Here is a 17,140-nt window from a genome sequence, read left to right as displayed (position 1 = left end):
CATGGAAGCGGATTGTTCAGGTGGGACCGTTTGATCTGGCGTGGCGGCCGTGCGATCTATGCGGCCCCGGGGGCGCGGTGCAGTGCCGGAGGCCATGAGCGGGATTCGTCTCCCGGACCGTGGCGATTTCCGGGCGCATCGGTGCTTCGAGAGATGTGTGTTTGTTCCCGACCGACGCGGCCCTTGCTTCGCCGGCGGCTGTAAGGCGAGGTAGGAATGCGTCTGATTGTGGACACGGCAAGCCGGTCGTTGAAAGTCACCGACGGTGACAAGGACTCCAGCCTCGACCTGTATGGCAAGGAAGCGTTCGAGCTGATCTCGGACCTGTGGATGAAGCTGAGCTGGCAGCAGAAATACTCCTACACCTTTACCTGGTTCGGCCGTCCGATCATCCAGCACCCCGAGGACATGGTGCGGATGCAGGAGGTGATCCACCAGCTCAAGCCCGACGTGATCGTGGAGACGGGGGTCGCGCATGGCGGCTCCCTGATCTTCAACGCCAGCCTGTTGCAGAACATCGGCAAGGGGCGGGTGGTCGGTGTCGACATCGAGATCCGCCCGCACAACCGGGCGGCGATCGAGGCGCATCCGCTGGCGCCGATGATCACGCTGATCGAGGGCGATTCGGTGGCTCCGGACATCGTCGGCCGCGTGCGGGCGCTGATCAAGCCCGGCGACACCGTGCTGGTGATCCTGGATTCCGACCACAGCCGCCGCCACGTGCGGGCGGAGCTGGAAGCCTATCACCCGCTGGTCTCCGTGGGTTCCTACATCGTCGCGACCGACGGCATCATGCGCGAGGTCTACGACACGCCGCGCGGCAAGCCGGACTGGCTGACCGACAATCCCGCCACCGCGGCGCGGGAGTTCCTGGCCGAGCACCCGGATTTCGAGCTGTCGGTGCCGAAATGGATGTTCAACGAGAGTGATCTCGACAAGGTCATCACCGGGCATCCGGATGCATGGCTGAAGCGCGTGCGCTGATCCTGCGCGGCCGCAGCCGCGGCCTGTGGGTGATGCTGGCGGAAAGATACGGGTCCGGCGATTGTCCCGAGTGCCGCGGCTCGGGCAATATCGCGATTCCGGGCGGGGTCCTGCCGATCCGCCGTGCGGTCGCAACTGGCGCTAATATGGAGCGTGGCGAAGAATGAAGGCTGTCATACTTGCAGGTGGCTTCGGCACGCGCCTGTCCGAAGAAACCGACCTGCGGCCCAAGCCGATGGTGGAAATCGGTGGCCGGCCGATCATCTGGCATATCATGAGCATCATGGCCCATCACGGGCTGAAGGATTTCTATGTCGCCCTGGGCTACAAGGGCGATTACATCAAGCGCTACTTCCTTGAGCAGTACAACGTCTCGTCGGACATCACGATCGATCTCGGGACCGGGGCGACGGAGGTCATCTCGCCGTCGCCGATCGACTGGCGGGTGCACCTGATCGAGACCGGGCAGGCCACGCTGACGGGCGGGCGCATCAAGCGCCTGCAGCCGCAGATCGGCGACGCGACGTTCATGGTGACGTATGGCGACGGGGTCAGCGACGTGCCGCTGGACCGGGTGATCGCGCACCATCGGCGCAGCGGCAAGCTCGCGACCGTGACGGCGGTGCGGCCGCCGGCACGCTTCGGCGGCCTCATCCTCAACGACGAGGAGACGGCGGTGGACCGGTTCGGCGAGAAATCCCAGGTCGATGCCGGCTGGATCAATGGCGGGTTCATCGTGCTGGAGCCGGGCATCTTCGACTACCTGAAGGGCGACTCGTCGGTGCTGGAGGTCGACCTGCTGGAGCGCCTGGCCGCCGAGGGGCAACTGGCGGCGTACTGCCATCACGGCTTCTGGCAGTGCATGGATACGTTGAGGGAAAAGCGGATGCTGGAGCAGTTGTGGGACAGCGGCAATCCGCCGTGGCGGGTGTGGTAGGCCGATGACGTCGTTCTCTGGAAATCCCGATTTCTGGCGCTACCGCCCGACGCTGGTGACCGGCGCCACCGGGCTGCTGGGCAACTGGATCGTGCGCGCGCTGGTGGAGCTGAAGGCTGACGTGGTCTGCCTGGTGCGCGACTGGGTGCCGCAGAGCGAGTTGGTGCGCTCCGGCACGCTGGACCAGGTGAAGGTGGTGCGCGGCGACGTGCGCGACGCGGCGGTGGTGACGCGCGTGCTGGCGGAATACGAAGTCGACACGGTGCTGCATTTGGCCGCCCAGACCATCGTGGGCACCGCCAACCGCAGCCCGACGGATACCCTCGAGGTCAACATCGCCGGCACCTGGGTGCTGCTCGAAGCGGTGCGCCAGCTGGGTTCCGTGAAGCAGGTGGTGCTGGCCTCCTCCGACAAGGCCTACGGCGACCAGGAGGTGCTGCCCTATACCGAGGACATGCCGTTGCAGGGCATGCATGTCTATGACGTCAGCAAGTCCTGCGCGGACCTGATCGCGCAGGCCTATGCGAAATCCTACAAGACGCCGGTCGCGATCACCCGTTGCGGCAATTTCTATGGTGGCGGCGATCTCAACTGGAACCGGTTGGTGCCGGGGACGATCCGCTCGCTGCTGGATGGCAAGCGACCGCTGATCCGCTCCGACGGGACGCTGATCCGCGACTACGTGTATGCCGAGGACGCGGTGGGCGCCTATCTGCTGCTCGCCGAGAAGCTTGCGGAGAATCCGGAACTGCGTGGCGAGGCCTTCAACTTCTCCAACGAGAACCAGATCACCGTGCTCGACATGGTGGGGCGGATCACCAGGCTGATGGGGCTCGACATCGAGCCGGACGTCCGCAACGAGGCCTCGAACGAGATTCTGCATCAGTATCTGAGCGCCGAGAAGGCGCGGCGCCTGCTCGACTGGTCGCCGCGCTTCACGACCGAGGAAGGGCTGACGCGAACGATCGACTGGTACCGAAGCTTCTTGACTGCGAGCGTGTGATGACAAAACCCTCTCCGACATGCCGTTCCTGCGGGCATGTGCCGCTGTCCCCGATCCTGTCGCTCGGCGAGACGCCGCTGGCCAACGCGCTGCTGAGCCGCGCGCAGCTCGCCACGACCGAGCCGCGCTTCCCGCTCGATCTCGCGTTCTGCCCCGAATGCACGCTGGTGCAGATTACGCAATCCGTGCCGCCGGAGATGATGTTCCGGGAATACATGTATTTCTCGTCGTTCTCCGACACGATGCTGGAGCACGCGCGGACGATCGCCGAGCGGATGATCGCCGAGCGCAAGCTGGGTCCCGGGTCGCTGGTGATCGAGATCGCCAGCAATGACGGCTATCTGCTGAAGAACTACCTGCAGCACGGCGTGCCTGTGCTGGGCGTGGAGCCCGCGAGCAACATCGCCAAGGTGGCACGCGAGCAGCACGGCATCGACACCATCGAGGAGTTCTTCGGCACCGAAATCGCCCGGAGCCTGGCGACGGAAGGCCGGCAGGCGGATGTGCTGCACGCCAACAACGTGCTGGCGCATGTGCCGGACCTGAACGGCTTCATCGGCGGCATCGCGACCGTGTTGAAGCTGAATGGCATCGCGGTGATCGAGGTGCCGTTCCTGCTCGACATGTTCGACAAGCTTGAGTTCGACACGATCTACCATGAGCATCTGTGCTATTTCTCGCTGACCGCGCTGGATGCGCTGTTCCGCCGGCACGGCCTGTCCGTCGTCGATGTCGAGCGGCACAAGATCCACGGCGGCAGCCTTCGCCTGTTCGCAGCAAAGGCCGCGTCCGGCCAGGCAGCATCGCCGGCGGTCGCCGCCCTGCTGGCGGAGGAGGCGGCGTGGCATGTGCGCGACTACAAGCGCTACCAGGATTTCGGTGCGCGTGTGGGGGTGCTGAAGGCGGACCTCGTCGGATTGCTCACGCGGCTGAAGGGTGAAGGCAAGACGGTCGCCGCCTATGGCGCCTCGGCCAAGGGTGCGACGTTGCTGAACACCTTCGGCATCGGCAGCCAGTTCCTCGACTACATCGTCGACCGCAGCACGGTGAAACAGGGACATTTCGCGCCGGGCACACATCTGGAGATCCTGTCGCCTGACGTGCTGGCGCGCCGCAAGCCCGACTATCTGCTGCTGCTGGCCTGGAATTTCGCGGACGAGATCCTGCGGCAGCAGAACGCCTATCGCGAGGCCGGTGGCAGGTTCATCATTCCCATTCCGACCGTCGCCGTCGTCTGACCGGGCCCGGAAGGATGCGCGCCGCGCCATGAACTTCACAGAGACACCGCTGCCGGGCGCGTTCGTGGTTGCGCTTGCCCCGATCGCGGACGAGCGCGGGTCGTTCGCACGCACTTACTGCCGCCGCACCTTCGCGGCGCACGGCATCGACTTGCCGGTGGCGCAATGCAACCGCTCGCACAACGCCCGCCGCCGCACGCTACGCGGCATGCATTTCCAGCGCGCGCCATACGAGGAGGCGAAGCTGGTGCGGTGCTCGCGCGGCGCGCTGTGGGACGTGATCATCGATCTGCGGCAGGACTCGCCGACGCGCGGGCGCTGGTTCGGGGTCGAGCTGAGCGAGCGCAACGACACGTCGCTGTACGTGCCGGCGGGATTTGCGCACGGCTTCCAGACGCTCGCCGACGATACCGTGGTCGAATACACGATGTCGGCGTTCTACGAACCGGGTGCCGCGTCCGGCGTGCGCTGGAACGACCCGGCCTTCGGCATCACCTGGCCGGTCGCCGACCCGATCCTGTCGGACCGCGACCGGCGCTATGAGGACTGGTGCCCATGAAGCGTGTCCTGCTGACCGGCGCGAGCGGGTTCATCGGCCGCGCCTGCGTGGCGCCATTGTTGGCACGCGGATACGAGATCCACACCATCGCGCGCACGCCTGCGAACGTGCCGGGAGGTGTCATCGCGCATCGCGGCGATCTGCTGGACCGGTACACGATGCGCAAGATCGTGGCCGAGATCGCGCCGAGCCATCTGCTGCACGCGGCATGGGACGTGTCGCATGCGGGCTACTGGACATCGCCCGACAACCTGACCTGGCTGTCCGCCAGCATCGATCTGCTGAAAGCCTTCGTGGCGGCGGGCGGGAAGCGGGCGGTTGGTGTAGGCAGTTGCGCGGAATACGAGTGGGAGCATACCCCGGCGCCGGGCGGCGGCACGCGCATCGCCCCCGTGACCCCGTATGGCGGCGCCAAGCTGGCGCTGTGCGACGCCTTCGTGGCCGCGCAAGGCATGGGACTGGATACGGCCTGGGGGCGGGTATTCTATCCCTACGGGCCGGGCGAGCGCAGCGGCCGGCTGCTACCTTCGGTGATCGCAGCGCTGCAGGAAGGCAGGAGCTTCGACTGCTCCGAGGGTCTGCAGGTCCGCGATTTCATCCATGTCGACGATGTCGGCGCGGCGTTCGCGCAGCTGCTGGATGGGACGGTGACCGGAGCAGTCGATATCGGGACCGGCAAGGGCGTCGCCCTGCGCGACGTGTTGGGCGAGGTGATCGCCCGGCTGGGCCATGGCGAGCTGGTCCGCTTCGGCGCCTTGCCGACCCGCCAGACCGAGCCGCCGACGCTGGTCGCCAATCCGCTGCGGTTGGTCGAGGAGGTCGGCTTCACGCCGTCCATCGCATTGACTGACGGGATCTGCGGGATGATCGCGCAGGCGCCGACGGCCCGCTCGGCGCAGCTGGGCGGCGCCGGCGAGCCTGACCTGGTGGCCGAGATCGACGCCGAGATCGCCAGGGCCGCGCCGATCTATCACCCGTCGGAATTCTGGGTGATGCTGCAGCAGCGCAATCGCGAGCAGGTTCGCCACGATGCGCTGCTGCGCTTCAAGCGGACAATCAACAACAACTATTTCAACTGGCTGCCGGGAGATTATCGCGACAACCAGATGCGCAACCTCATGCGCTTCTGGATGGAGTACCAGAGCAACGTGCCGCTTGCCGCCGTGGCGGGGTCGAGCACGGCGGATCTGTGGTCGGGCGTCGAGTCCTTCGGCGGCGACAACCCCTTCGCCAATCCGCATTACCGTTCGTTCTATGCGCTGTTCGTCGGCCTGCTGTGGCATTTCGCGTCCTGTCACGACCCGATCCGGCTGTTCGAGCGGATCGAGGAACCGACGCTTGGCGCACCCTTGCCCGTGTACGCGGACGGCAAGCTGATTTCCCAGGACCTCGCCAACTCCATTCATGAATGGTCACGGGTGCGCCAGATGGTGCAGGGGCTTCCATTGCCCAGGGTTCCACGGGTGATGGAACTCGGGGCGGGGTATGGAAGGCTGGCCTATGTGTTCGCGAAGGCGGCGCCGTGCAAATACGTGATCGTCGATATCGCGCCGGCGCTTGCGGTGGCGCAATGGTACCTGACCGAGGCGCTGCCGGGCCGGACATTCTTCAAATTCCGTCACTTCGACAGCTATGCCGACATCATGGACGAGTTCGAGGCCGCGGATATCTGCTTCCTGTCGGCCAACCAGCTTGAGCTGCTGCCCGACGACGTGATCGACATCTCGGTATCGATCAGCAGCCTGCATGAGATGCGGCGCGACCAGATCGCGCATTTCAAGACGCTGATCGAGGCGAAGACGCGGTTCGCCGTCTATTTCAAGCAGTGGAACCTCTGGAAGAACCCGGTGGACCAGATCGTGGTGCGGCGCGAAGATTTCCTGTTGGGCGGCAGCTGGCGTCTGGTGATGGACAGTCTGCACGCGGTGCATGACGCGTTCTGCGAGCTTGGGTTCATCAACGACAACCACTCGGGACCGCAAGGGCCGTTGCAGAGCCTCAGGACGCTGCTCTCGAACGACAGGGGCGTAGATTGACAAGCCTGGCCGTTCCCGCGCGGGCGGCAACCGTCGACGACGATCGCGTTTCTCGAAGACCGGAGGCAGCTTGCGCCGCAGCATGACGATACCCGTGTCCCTGACGCCCGCCTGCCTCGCATCGCTGCGCCCGGTGGCGCAGTTGGCGTGGCGGCTGGCGACCTTGCAGCTGCGCGATCGCTATGTCTCGACCATGTTCGGTGGGCTATGGGCCGTGTTGCAGCCCGCGGCACTGATCGCGGTCTACTGGTTCGTCTTCTCCTACGGCCTGCGGCTGCCCACCCCCGCCAGCGGCGTGCCGTTCTTCCTGGTGCTGATCGTCGGCCTCAGTGTCTGGTTCTTCGTCTCGGACGCGCTGACCGGCGGATCGAACGCGATCATCAGCAACAGCTACATGGTCAAGAAGATCGCATTCCCCGTCGCCATCCTGCCGATTGTCCCGGTTCTGACCGGACTCATGATCCACGGCGCGATGCTTGGCCTGATCGCCGTGATCCTGGTGCTGAACGGGTTCTGGCCGGACTGGAGCTGGCTGCTGCTCGGCTATTACGGCGTGGCCCTGATCTGCTTCCTGACCGGGTGGTCCTTGCTGCTGTCGGCGTTGTCGGTGTTCCAGCGCGACCTCGCGCAGATGCTGGGGATCCTGCTGCAGATATGGTTCTGGCTGACCCCGATCGTGTGGTCGCCGGACCTGTTTCCGGCGTCGGTCGGGCGCTGGCTGGGGCTCAATCCGCTCTATTACATCGTCATGGGCTATCGGCAGGCGCTGCTGCCGGGCAGCGAGTTCGCGCCGGACCTGCTGTCGGGCGTGGTATTCTGGGCCGCCACCGCGGGGTTGTTGGCGCTCGGCGTGAAGGTGTTCAACGGTCTGCGGACCGAATTCGCGGATTTCCTGTGAGCACGCCCGCAACATCCGCGGCCGGCGCCGCGATGGTCGCTGTCCCTGAGCCGGCTGTGGTGGATGACAGCGAGGTGTCGGTGCGCCTCGTCGGGATCTCGAAGAAATACCGCTTGTACAAATCGCGGGCGGAGCGGTTCTACGAGATGCTGCATCCGCTGAAGCGCAAATATCATCGCGAGCACTGGTCTCTGCGTGACATCAACCTGACGATCCGGCGAGGAACGACGGTCGGCATCGTCGGGCGCAACGGCTCGGGCAAATCGACGCTGCTGCAGATCATCTGCTCGGTGATCCATGCCACCACCGGCACCTGCGAGGTGCGCGGGCGCGTCGCCGCCCTGCTGGAGCTGGGCGCGGGTTTCAACCCGGAATTGACCGGACGCGAGAACGCAGTGACCAACGGCCTCATCATGGGCCTCAGCAGCCGCGAGATCGAGCAGCGGATCGAGGATATCCGGGTGTTCGCGGATATTGGCGAATATTTCGACCAGCCGGTGAAGACCTATTCGTCCGGCATGTTCATGCGCGTGGCCTTCGCGACCGCCGTGCACGTGGATCCCGACATCCTGATCATCGACGAGGCCATGGCGGTCGGCGATGTCAGCTTCCAGGAGAAGTGCTTCCGCAAGATCCGCGAGTTCAAAAGCCGTGGCACGACGATCCTGTACGTGACGCACGATCGCGCGTCGGTGACGTATTTCTGCGACGAAGCGGTGCTGCTCCACGATGGGGAGTTGATCGAGGTCGGCGCGCCGCAGCGGATTATCGACCTGTATTCGGAGATCCTCACCACCGGCAGGCTGGTGGGGCAGGCGGTCGCAGACGTACCCGGCGCGGCCCTGCCGGCGCCCGGGGCGCCCGCACGCACGTACCGGCCGGGATCTGACGTGACGGCTCCGGAAGTGGCCGCCTTCCTGGACGCCACCGGGTCCGAGGACCGTTGCGCCGCAAACCCGTTGTACAATGCCAACGAATACCGCTTCGGCAATGGCGGCGCGGGCATCATCGATTTCCTTGTGGTCGAGCGCGAACGCATCAATCCCGCGCATGTGCGCTCCGGCGACACTGTCGATATCTACCTGAAGATCCGCTTCGACCGCGACTACGTCGCGCCGCTGGTGGGCTTCACCATCACCAACGCCCAGGGCGTGGTCATCTTCGGCACCCACTCGCAGTGGCTGCACGGCGCCGCGCCCCCGGCCGCGGCGGGCGACGTGCGCTGCTACCGCTTTCGCGTGCGTCTCACGCTGAGCGTCGGCCCCTGCTTCATCGAGGTCGCCGTGGCCAGCGCACAAGGTGACGTTTCCGACGTGCGGTCGAAGATGATCCTGATCGAAGTTCTGCGCGACCAGATGATGATCGGCCTGGTCAATCTCGGCCCAACATTCGAGCCGATGACCTGACGGCCCCGGCTGCCCAGGGCGGCTAGTACCGGCGGCTACAGCACCATCTGCGTCTGTGTGACCTTGGCGACCAGCCGGCCATCGGCGGTGGAGATGCGCGTCTCCCAGACCTGCGTGCGCCGGCCGCGGTGAAGCGGCACCGTCTCGCCGGTCAGCGTGGTGCCCACCGGCGCCGGGGCGATGAAATTGGTCTTGCTCTCCAACGTGGCCGTCGCCTTGCCGTCCGGCAGGTTGATGATCGTCGCCACCGCCCCCAGCGTGTCCGCAAAGGCCATCAGCGCGCCGCCATGGATGGTGTCGTTGCCGTTGGACATGTCCGGGCGCACCTGCATCTCGGCCACCAGCCGCTCCGCTGTGGCCTCGATGAAGGTGATGCCGAGGAATTTCGGGAACGCCGGCAGCCGGGTCTGCAGGCGCTGCATCAGGTCCATGCCGTCTCTCCTTCGGAAATAGCCATCTTGTCCCGGGGTGGCCGTGGCACCAAGCCCCCGGCGATGGAGGTTGGGCTTGGCGGAAATTTGTTGTCGCCCGTCCCCTTGTGGCGGCAGAGTCATCGCCGACCTCCTCCGCAGGCACGAACAGTACAAAGAGTCGGGAGCGGTATCGCGATGATCAGCCTCGATATCAACGGCCGCGTGCATCAGGTTGATGCGGATCCTGATACGCCTCTGCTGTGGGTCCTGCGCGAATGGCTCGGCATGACCGGCACGAAATTCGGATGCGGCATTGCACAATGCGGCGCCTGTTCGGTGCTTCTGGACGGCCAGGTCATGCGTTCATGCTCGGTGCCCGCCGGCTCGGTGGGCACGGCGAAGATCACCACCATCGAGGGTCTGTCGCCGGACGGCAGCCACCCGGTCCAGCAAGCCTGGCTGCAGCACGATGTGCCGCAATGCGGCTATTGCCAGTCCGGCCAGATCATGGCCGCCGTCGCGCTGCTGCAGGAGAAGCCGAAGCCCACCGATGCCGACATCGACGAGGCGATGTCGAACATCTGCCGCTGCGGCACCTACAACCGCATCCGGGCCGCCATCCACACCGCCGCCGGCAACGGCCAGGGATAGGGCATCGCCATGAGCAGCACCATGCAGATGAACCGGCGCCGCTTCGTCGTCTCGGCATCCGCGGCGGGGGGCGGTCTCGCGCTGGGCTGGTTGGTGCCCTGGGGCGCAAGCCCGGCCATGGCGCAGGACGTGATGCACACGACGGCGCCCACCGGCGGCGGGGCCGAGGTGGGCGTCTGGACAGTCATCGCGCCCGACGACACCGTCACCGTCCGCATCGCCCGGTCGGAAATGGGGCAGGGGACGTTGACCGGCCTCGCCCAGCTCGTTGCCGACGAGCTCGATGCCGACTGGAGCAAGGTGCGCGCCGAATACGTCGCCCCGGAGGTCAACCTCGCCAACAAGCGGGTCTGGGGCGACATGTCGACCGGCGGCAGCCGCGGAATCCGCGCTTCCGTCGATTACGTGCGCAAGGGCGGGGCCACCGCGCGGGCCATGCTGATCGCCGCCGCGGCGCAGCGCTGGGGCGTGCCGGCGGGCGAATGCACCGCGGCGGACAGCGTCGTCACCCACACGCCGTCAGGCCGCAAACTTCGCTATGGCGAGCTGGCGGCGGCCGCGGCACAGCTTCCGCCGCCGGCCGATGTCGCGGTGAAGAAGCCCGCTGAGTGGAAGATCATCGGCAAGGGCGTGAAGCGCCTGGACACCGCCGACAAGCTGACGGGCAAGCAGGTCTTCGCCATCGACGTGATGCTGCCGGACATGCTGAGCGCGGCCATCGCGCAATGTCCGGTGTTCGGCGGCAAGCTGGTCCGCTTCGACGCCGACAAGGTCAAGGGAATGCCGGGCGTCCGCCAGGTCGTCACCGTCGACGAAGCGACCGTCGCGGTGGTCGCCGACAAATGGTGGCAGGCGAAGACGGCGCTGGCGGCGTTGTCCATTACCTGGGACGAAGGCCCGAACGCCAAGGTCTCCAGCGCCTCGATCGCGAGCTTCCTGCAGGAAGGGCTCGACGCCAAGGACGCCGCGCTCGGCCAGCGAAAAGGCGATGTGGCGGCGGCGCTGGCGGGCGCCGCGAAGACGGTCGAGGCGGTGTACGGCACGCCGTTCCTCAGCCATGCCACGATGGAGCCGATGAACTGCACGGCGCGGTTCACCGGCGACAAGGTCGAGATCTGGGTGCCGACGCAGAATGGCGACGCGTCACTGGCCGCGGCGGCGGAGGCGGCGGGGCTGCCGTTGTCGGCGGTGAAGGTGAACAAGCTGCATCTCGGCGGCGGGTTCGGCCGGCGCGGGCAGCAGGATTACGTGCGCCAGGCGGTGCTCATCGCCAAGCAGGTGCCCGGCCGCCCGGTCAAGCTGATCTGGTCGCGCGAAGAAGACACGCAGCACGATTTCTACCGGCCGGTCACGCAATGCAAGCTGACCGGCGGCCTGGATGCCGATGGCAACCTGGTCGCGCTGCATCTGCGCCTCTCCGGCCAGTCCATCCTGGCCTATCTCGCGCCCTCGCGCATGGTGGACGGCATCGACAAGAACATGTTCCAGGGCCTGCTCGAGGGGGAGCTGGGCTACATGGCCGTGCCGAATCTCCTGGTGGATCATGCCGTGCGCAACACGCATGTTCCCGTCGGCTTCTGGCGCGGCGTGAACGCGAACCAGAACGCCATCTATCTTGAGTGCTTCATCGACGAGCTGGCCCATGCCGCCGGCAAGGACCCGCTGGCGTTCCGCCGGTCGATCATGGGCCGGAATCCGAAGCACCTCGCCGTGCTGAACGCGGTGGCGGAAAAGGCGGGGTGGGGCACGCCGTTGCCTGCTGGCGTGCATCGCGGCATCTGCCAGTTCAACAGCTATGGCAGCTACACCGCCGCGGTCGCCGAGGTGTCGGTGTCCGATCAGGGTGCGTTGAAGATCCACCGCATGGTCGCGGCCACGGATTGTGGCCACGCGGTCAATCCCGCGCTGATCGCTGCCCAGGTGGAGGGCTCGTTCGGCTTCGGCCTCGGCCCCTTGCTCTACAGCGAGTGCACGATCGAGAACGGCCGTGTCGTGGAGGGCAATTTCGACACCTACCAAGTGGCGCGGATGGCGGACATGCCGCAGGTCGAAACCGTCGTCATGCCGTCCGGCGGGTTCTGGGGCGGCGTCGGCGAACCGACCATCGCCGTGGTCGGGCCGGCCGTGCTGAATGCCATCTTCGCTGCCACGGGCAAGCGAATCCGCACGCTGCCGCTGACGCATCACGACCTGAAGCGTACATGATCCGCTGGCGGGTTGTCCTGCTGCTGGCTGCCTGCGCCGCCGCCGCATCCGTAGGGGCGCGCGCCGAGGAGCCGCCGCTGGGGGCGACCAACTGTTCCGGCTGCCACGCGACCACCAACGCCTCGCTGACATCGGTGCCGCCGATTGTCGGACGGAATGCCGACGAGCTGGTGAAGATACTGGAAGCCTATCGCAGCGGGGAGCTTCCGGCGACCGTGATGGACCGGCTGATGAAGGGGTTCTCGCACGACGAAATCCGGGCGATCGCGATATGGTACGCGGGACGCCAATAAGGCACGCCAGCAACAGCGGGCGCCGGCGCGTGCTTGCCGGCACGGCGGCACTGCTGGCATTGCCGTTCCTGTCGTGCGGCGCGCGGGCCCAGGCCGCGGCGCAGGTGGTGGTGATCGGCGGCGGCTTCGGCGGTGCCAGTGTGGCGCGCGCGCTGCGCCGGGCGGATCCGCGCATCGCCGTCACGCTGGTCGAGCCGAACCCGGTGTTCACGGCCTGCCCGTTCAGCAATGTCGTCATCGCCGGGCTGCGCGACATTGGCGCCCAGCGCTTCGGCTATCAGGCCGTCGCCGCAACGGGCGTCGAGGTGGTGCAGCAGGCGGCGACGGCAGTGGACCCGGCGGCGCGCCGCGTGACATTGGGCAACGGCACGACCCTTTCGTACGACCGTCTGGTGATGTCGCCGGGCATCGACATCAACTGGAACGGGCTGCCCGGCTATGGCGAGCAGGCCGCCGAACGCATGCCGCATGCCTGGAAGGCGGGCGCGCAGACGCTGCTGCTGCGCCGCCAGCTCGAGGCGATGCCGGATGGCGGCGTCGTGGTGATGTCCGCGCCCGAGAATCCGTTTCGTTGCCCGCCTGGGCCGTACGAGCGGGCGAGCCTGATCGCCTGGTACCTGAAAACCCAGAAGCCGCGCTCCAAGCTGATCCTGCTGGATGCGAAGGACGTGTTCTCGAAGCAAAAGCTGTTCATGGCCGCCTGGGCGGAGCTGTATCCGGGGATGCTGGAATGGGTGTCGCTGTCCGATGGCGGCAAGGTCAACCGCGTCGATCCCGAGACCAACACGTTCGAGACCGATTTCGGGTCGCACAAGGCCGACGTCGCCAATGTCATCCCGCCGCAGCAGGCCGGGCGGATCGCGATGCTGGCCGGGGTGGCCGACCGCACGGGCTGGTGCCCGGTGGATGCCGTGACCTTCGAATCGCGGCTGCAGCCGGGCATCCATGTCATCGGCGATGCCGCCATCGCCGGCGCCATGCCGAAATCGGCCTTCGCCGCCGACGCCCAGGCGAAGATCTGTGCGCTGGCGGTGGCACGGTTGCTGGGCGGGGGCGTGCCGTCCGAGCCGCGGCTGATCAACACCTGCTATAGCCTCGTCGCGCCGGGCTACGGCATTTCGATCGCCGGCGTGTATCGCCCGGTGAACGGGCAGTTGACCGATATCGACGGAGCCGGCGGCACCAGCCCGCTCAACGCGCCGGCGCATGAGCGGGCCCTGGAGGCGGAATACGCCGATGCCTGGTTCAAGACGATCACGACCGAAATCTTCGGCTAGAGCAATATCGGCGCAGATGGAATCGCGCAGCGATTCCATGCCGATGAAATTGCTCGCGAGATATGCGCTAGAGCATGTTCGTCTGAGACGGACATGCCCTAGCGGGGTGATGATGCTGGGCGGGGCGCTCGCCATCGGGTCCGCTGCGGCGGCGCCCGTGCCGTTGCTGGCCTATAACGTCGCGGGCGACGGCATTGCGGCCCCGCTGACTGGCCAGCCGGGCGATGCCGTGCGCGGCCGGCAGGTGGTGGCGAACCGGCAGGTCGGCATGTGCCTGCTGTGCCACATGGCCCCGATCCCCGAGGAGCGGTTCCAGGGCAATATCGGCCCCGACCTGCGCGGCGTGGGCAGCCGGCTGACGCCGGCGCAGATCCGGCTTCGGGTGGTCGATGCCGCGCGGCTGAACCCGGACACGGTGATGCCGTCCTATTACGTCGTCGCGGGGCGAAACCGGGTGGGCGGCGCCTGGGCCGGGCGGCCGGTGCTGGATGCCGGGCAGATCGAGGACGTGGTCGCCTTCCTGGCCACCCTGCGCGCGCCATGACCGCCGATGCGCTTGCGCTGGGCCGCCGGCGCTTCCTGGTGACTTCGGTGGGCGCCGCGGGGATCGCGCTCATGCCGGCGCCCTGGCGCCCGGCGAGCGCAACGCCGGTGGAGGTGGCGGCGTTGATCAAGGATCTCGCCAGCGGGGCGCCGCTGCAACCCGGGAGGGTGAAGCTCGACTTGCCGTTGCTGGTAGAGAACGGAAATTCCGTGACCATGACCGTGGGTGTCGCCGAGGTGCTGCCGCCGGCGGAGCGGGTGCTGAGCCTGCATGTCTTCGCCGAGGGAAACCCGCTGCCGAATGTCGCGCATTTCCATTTCGGCCCGCGCAGCGGCCGGCCGCGCGTGTCCACCCGCATCCGCCTGGCGACGTCGCAGACGGTCATTGCGGTGGCGAAGCTGGCGGACGGATCGTGCTGGACCGACAGCGTCGAGCTGCTGGTCACCCTGGCCGCATGCCTGGAATAGGAGAGGGGGCATGGCGCGCACGCTGATCAATGTGCCCAGGCAGGTGAAGCGGGGCGAGGTCTTCGACATCAAGGTGCTGATCGCGCACCCCATGGAAAGCGGCCAGCGCCGCGACAACCTGGGCCGGATCATCCCGCGCGACATCATCAACAGCTTCGTCTGCACCTATAGCGGCGAGGAGGTGTTCCGCGCCGAGCTGTTCCCAGCGATCGCCGCGAACCCGTTCCTGTCCTTCTCGGCAGTGGCCGTGGATAGCGGCACGATCGAGCTGCGCTGGACCGACGACCACGGCAGCGTGCAGTCGGAAAGCGTGGCCATCACTGTCGAATGACCCGGGCTGGCATCCTGGCCGTGGTCGCGTTGCTGCTGCCGCTGGGCGCGCACGCGCAGGACAAGCGCTCCGGCTACGAGGATGCCAGTCCCGAGACCCGCGCCATGCAGGACGACGACACCGCCAATCCCGGCTTCCTGTGGGTGCAGCAGGGCGAGGCGATGTGGCGCGAGCGGGTGGGCAGCGCGGGCCGGAGCTGTGCGGAATGCCACGGCGCCGCGTCGTCCCTGCGGGGCGTGGCGGCGCGCTATCCCGCCTATGACGCCCGGCTCGGCCGTCCGCTGACACTGGAGCAGCGGATCAACCAGTGCCGCACCGAACGGCAGGGTGCGCCGGCACTGGTGCAGGAGAGCGACGCGCTGCTGGCGATCACGGCCTTCGTGGGGTTGCAGTCCCGCGGTTTGCCGGTGGCGGTGGTGGCCGACGGCCCGGTGCGCCCGTTCTTCGAGGTCGGGCGCGAGATCTACATGACGCGCCAAGGGCAGCTCAACCTGGCCTGCAGCCAGTGTCACGACGCGCTTGCAGGGAAGCTGCTCGCCGGCAGCCCCATCCCCCAGGGGCAGGCCAACGGCTATCCGCTGTACCGGCTGGAATGGCAGGGCATGGGCTCGCTGTTCCGGCGCATCCGCAACTGCATGGTGGGTGTCCGCGCCGAGCCGTTCGCACCGGACGCGCCGGAGCTGGTTGATCTTGAGCTTTATCTCGCCTGGCGCGCGAACGGGCTGAATGTCGAAACGCCCGCGGTGCGGCCCTGACCTACGGCATCGGAGCGGTGCCGGCCCTGGCGCCAAGGCCCGCGAAGCCGCGGCCCAGCGCGATGGCCGGCTGTTCCACGAATCGATGCATCACTGCGGCGGCTGCCAGCGCCACGGGCACCACCAACGCCAGCACGAGGCCAACGGGCAGCAGGTCGTGCAACGTGTGGGTGAGGACCATCAGCACCGGGATGTGCAGGAGGTACAGGCTGTAGGAGACGCGGCCAAGCCAGACCAGCGGCGGCGCCTCCAGCCATGCGCGCGCGGTGGTGGCACTGGTCGCGAGCACGATCAGCAGGGTCGCGCCGGGCGTGCAGACGAGATCGCGCGACGGCATCAGCAGCGCCAGGGCGGCAATCCACAGGGCGGCGCGGCGGCGAGGCGAGAGGCGCGCCGCCGTGGTCAGCACCGCCGCATGCCGGGCGACCAGGATGCCGGCCAGGAAGCAATTGGCGAAATGCAGCGTGGTCAGCACGGCCGCGACGACGGTCTCCCCATGAAATGGGATCATCGGCAGGCCACTCCGCCACATCGTGAGATCGACTGCGAACTGGAATGCCAGCATGCAGGGCACCAGGATCCGCACCGGCGCCCGGCCGATCAGGAACAGCAACGGAAACAGCAGCGACAGCCGCATTTCGTAGACCAGGCTCCACATCACCGGATTGAGCCTGGTCGACCCGGCGTCGCCGAGCATGAGCAGGTGCCGCAGGATGGATATGCCGTCCGGCGCGATGCCCCAGGGATCGCTGTTGAACCATGGGCTCAGCGCCGGAATGGGCTGCGGCGCGACCACCAGATAGAGCGCGGCCGACAGCAGGATGGACGCCGCAAAGGGCAGCCAGATGCGGCAGAAACGCCGGGCGTAATAGGCGATGTAGCCATGGCCGATGTCGCGCGTGAATCCCAGCGCCAGCACATAGCCGCTGAGCACGAAGAAGAAGATCACGGCCGGGCGCCCGCCGAAGATCGGCCGCAGCGGGGTAGCGGCGAGGACGCCTCGTATGGCTGCGGCCGTCGGCAGGTCGAGCGACAGCCAGCAATGATACAGCACCACCACGAGGGCGGCGATTCCGCGCAGGGAGTCCAGTGCCTTGATGCGCATGAACCGGCCCCTCCGCGGCGCCGCATCGAGTCGCCGGG

19 protein-coding genes are annotated in these 17,140 nt (G+C 67.0%); 17 read left to right on the top strand and 2 right to left on the bottom strand.

Annotated elements, in window-relative coordinates:
- Positions 1–216 precede the first annotated feature (216 nt).
- The 9 genes from OL599_RS05015 to OL599_RS04975 all read left to right on the top strand — a co-directional run bounded on the left by OL599_RS05015 (position 217) and on the right by OL599_RS04975 (position 9,061).
- Positions 217–984 (top strand): cephalosporin hydroxylase family protein, encoded by a 768-nt coding sequence (locus OL599_RS05015; RefSeq protein ID WP_264712550.1) that lies wholly within the window; start codon positions 217–219, stop codon positions 982–984.
- On the top strand, positions 963–1,151 hold the full coding sequence (locus tag OL599_RS05010) for a hypothetical protein (protein ID WP_264712549.1): 189 nt from the start codon (positions 963–965) through the stop codon (positions 1,149–1,151). The genes OL599_RS05015 and OL599_RS05010 overlap by 22 nt, the downstream gene beginning before the upstream one ends.
- Positions 1,148–1,921, top strand: a complete 774-nt coding sequence (rfbF, locus tag OL599_RS05005; protein ID WP_264712548.1) for a glucose-1-phosphate cytidylyltransferase — start codon at positions 1,148–1,150, stop codon at positions 1,919–1,921. The genes OL599_RS05010 and rfbF overlap by 4 nt, the downstream gene beginning before the upstream one ends.
- 4 nt (positions 1,922–1,925) lie before the next feature.
- Complete coding sequence (locus tag OL599_RS05000; protein WP_264712547.1) at positions 1,926–2,924, top strand: NAD-dependent epimerase/dehydratase family protein; 999 nt, start codon at positions 1,926–1,928, stop codon at positions 2,922–2,924.
- Entirely contained in the window at positions 2,924–4,162 is a 1,239-nt protein-coding gene (locus OL599_RS04995; protein ID WP_264712546.1) for a class I SAM-dependent methyltransferase, read from the top strand. The genes OL599_RS05000 and OL599_RS04995 overlap by 1 nt, the downstream gene beginning before the upstream one ends.
- 28 nt (positions 4,163–4,190) lie before the next feature.
- Positions 4,191–4,721, top strand: a complete 531-nt coding sequence (gene rfbC, locus OL599_RS04990) for a dTDP-4-dehydrorhamnose 3,5-epimerase (protein ID WP_264712545.1) — start codon at positions 4,191–4,193, stop codon at positions 4,719–4,721.
- Positions 4,718–6,757: a putative sugar O-methyltransferase gene (locus OL599_RS04985; RefSeq protein ID WP_264712544.1), complete on the top strand. Its 2,040-nt coding sequence runs from the start codon at positions 4,718–4,720 to the stop codon at positions 6,755–6,757. Before rfbC ends, OL599_RS04985 begins: the two co-directional genes overlap by 4 nt.
- A gap of 82 nt (positions 6,758–6,839) precedes the next feature.
- Positions 6,840–7,655: an ABC transporter permease gene (locus OL599_RS04980; RefSeq protein ID WP_264712543.1), complete on the top strand. Its 816-nt coding sequence runs from the start codon at positions 6,840–6,842 to the stop codon at positions 7,653–7,655.
- Between the two features lie 32 nt (positions 7,656–7,687).
- On the top strand, positions 7,688–9,061 hold the full coding sequence (locus tag OL599_RS04975; RefSeq protein WP_347403188.1) for an ABC transporter ATP-binding protein: 1,374 nt from the start codon (positions 7,688–7,690) through the stop codon (positions 9,059–9,061).
- Positions 9,062–9,096: 35 nt separating this feature from the next.
- Here OL599_RS04975 and OL599_RS04970 read toward each other — a convergent pair whose 3' ends face one another.
- Entirely contained in the window at positions 9,097–9,492 is a 396-nt protein-coding gene (locus tag OL599_RS04970; protein WP_264712542.1) for a PaaI family thioesterase, read from the bottom strand.
- Positions 9,493–9,669: 177 nt separating this feature from the next.
- On the opposite strand from OL599_RS04970, the gene OL599_RS04965 reads away from it, so the two are divergent.
- The 8 genes from OL599_RS04965 (at position 9,670) to soxA (ending at position 15,997) form a co-directional block, all read left to right on the top strand.
- Positions 9,670–10,125, top strand: coding sequence for a (2Fe-2S)-binding protein (locus tag OL599_RS04965; RefSeq protein WP_264712541.1), 456 nt, complete (start codon positions 9,670–9,672; stop codon positions 10,123–10,125).
- Between the two features lie 9 nt (positions 10,126–10,134).
- Positions 10,135–12,330: a xanthine dehydrogenase family protein molybdopterin-binding subunit gene (locus OL599_RS04960; protein ID WP_264712540.1), complete on the top strand. Its 2,196-nt coding sequence runs from the start codon at positions 10,135–10,137 to the stop codon at positions 12,328–12,330.
- Positions 12,327–12,623, top strand: coding sequence for a c-type cytochrome (locus tag OL599_RS04955; protein ID WP_264712539.1), 297 nt, complete (start codon positions 12,327–12,329; stop codon positions 12,621–12,623). Before OL599_RS04960 ends, OL599_RS04955 begins: the two co-directional genes overlap by 4 nt.
- Before the next feature lie 29 nt (positions 12,624–12,652).
- A complete protein-coding gene (locus OL599_RS04950) occupies positions 12,653–13,900 on the top strand; it encodes an NAD(P)/FAD-dependent oxidoreductase (protein ID WP_264712538.1) in 1,248 nt (415 codons plus the stop codon).
- Between the two features lie 109 nt (positions 13,901–14,009).
- Entirely contained in the window at positions 14,010–14,444 is a 435-nt protein-coding gene (soxX, locus tag OL599_RS04945; protein ID WP_264712537.1) for a sulfur oxidation c-type cytochrome SoxX, read from the top strand.
- Positions 14,441–14,911, top strand: a complete 471-nt coding sequence (locus OL599_RS04940) for a thiosulfate oxidation carrier protein SoxY (RefSeq protein WP_264712536.1) — start codon at positions 14,441–14,443, stop codon at positions 14,909–14,911. Before soxX ends, OL599_RS04940 begins: the two co-directional genes overlap by 4 nt.
- A gap of 10 nt (positions 14,912–14,921) precedes the next feature.
- Positions 14,922–15,242, top strand: coding sequence for a thiosulfate oxidation carrier complex protein SoxZ (gene soxZ / locus OL599_RS04935; RefSeq protein WP_264712534.1), 321 nt, complete (start codon positions 14,922–14,924; stop codon positions 15,240–15,242).
- On the top strand, positions 15,239–15,997 hold the full coding sequence (soxA, locus tag OL599_RS04930; RefSeq protein ID WP_264712533.1) for a sulfur oxidation c-type cytochrome SoxA: 759 nt from the start codon (positions 15,239–15,241) through the stop codon (positions 15,995–15,997). The genes soxZ and soxA overlap by 4 nt, the downstream gene beginning before the upstream one ends.
- Position 15,998: 1 nt before the next feature.
- Here soxA and OL599_RS04925 read toward each other — a convergent pair whose 3' ends face one another.
- Positions 15,999–17,102: an acyltransferase family protein gene (locus OL599_RS04925; protein WP_264712532.1), complete on the bottom strand. Its 1,104-nt coding sequence runs from the start codon at positions 17,100–17,102 to the stop codon at positions 15,999–16,001.
- Positions 17,103–17,140: the final 38 nt, after the last annotated feature.

It is taken from the genome of Limobrevibacterium gyesilva, assembly GCF_025989185.1.
Taxonomy (GTDB): Bacteria; Pseudomonadota; Alphaproteobacteria; order Acetobacterales; family Acetobacteraceae; genus Limobrevibacterium; species Limobrevibacterium gyesilva.
The sequence above is the reverse complement of the archived record's forward strand: the minus strand, read 5'-3'. Positions and strand labels throughout refer to the sequence as shown.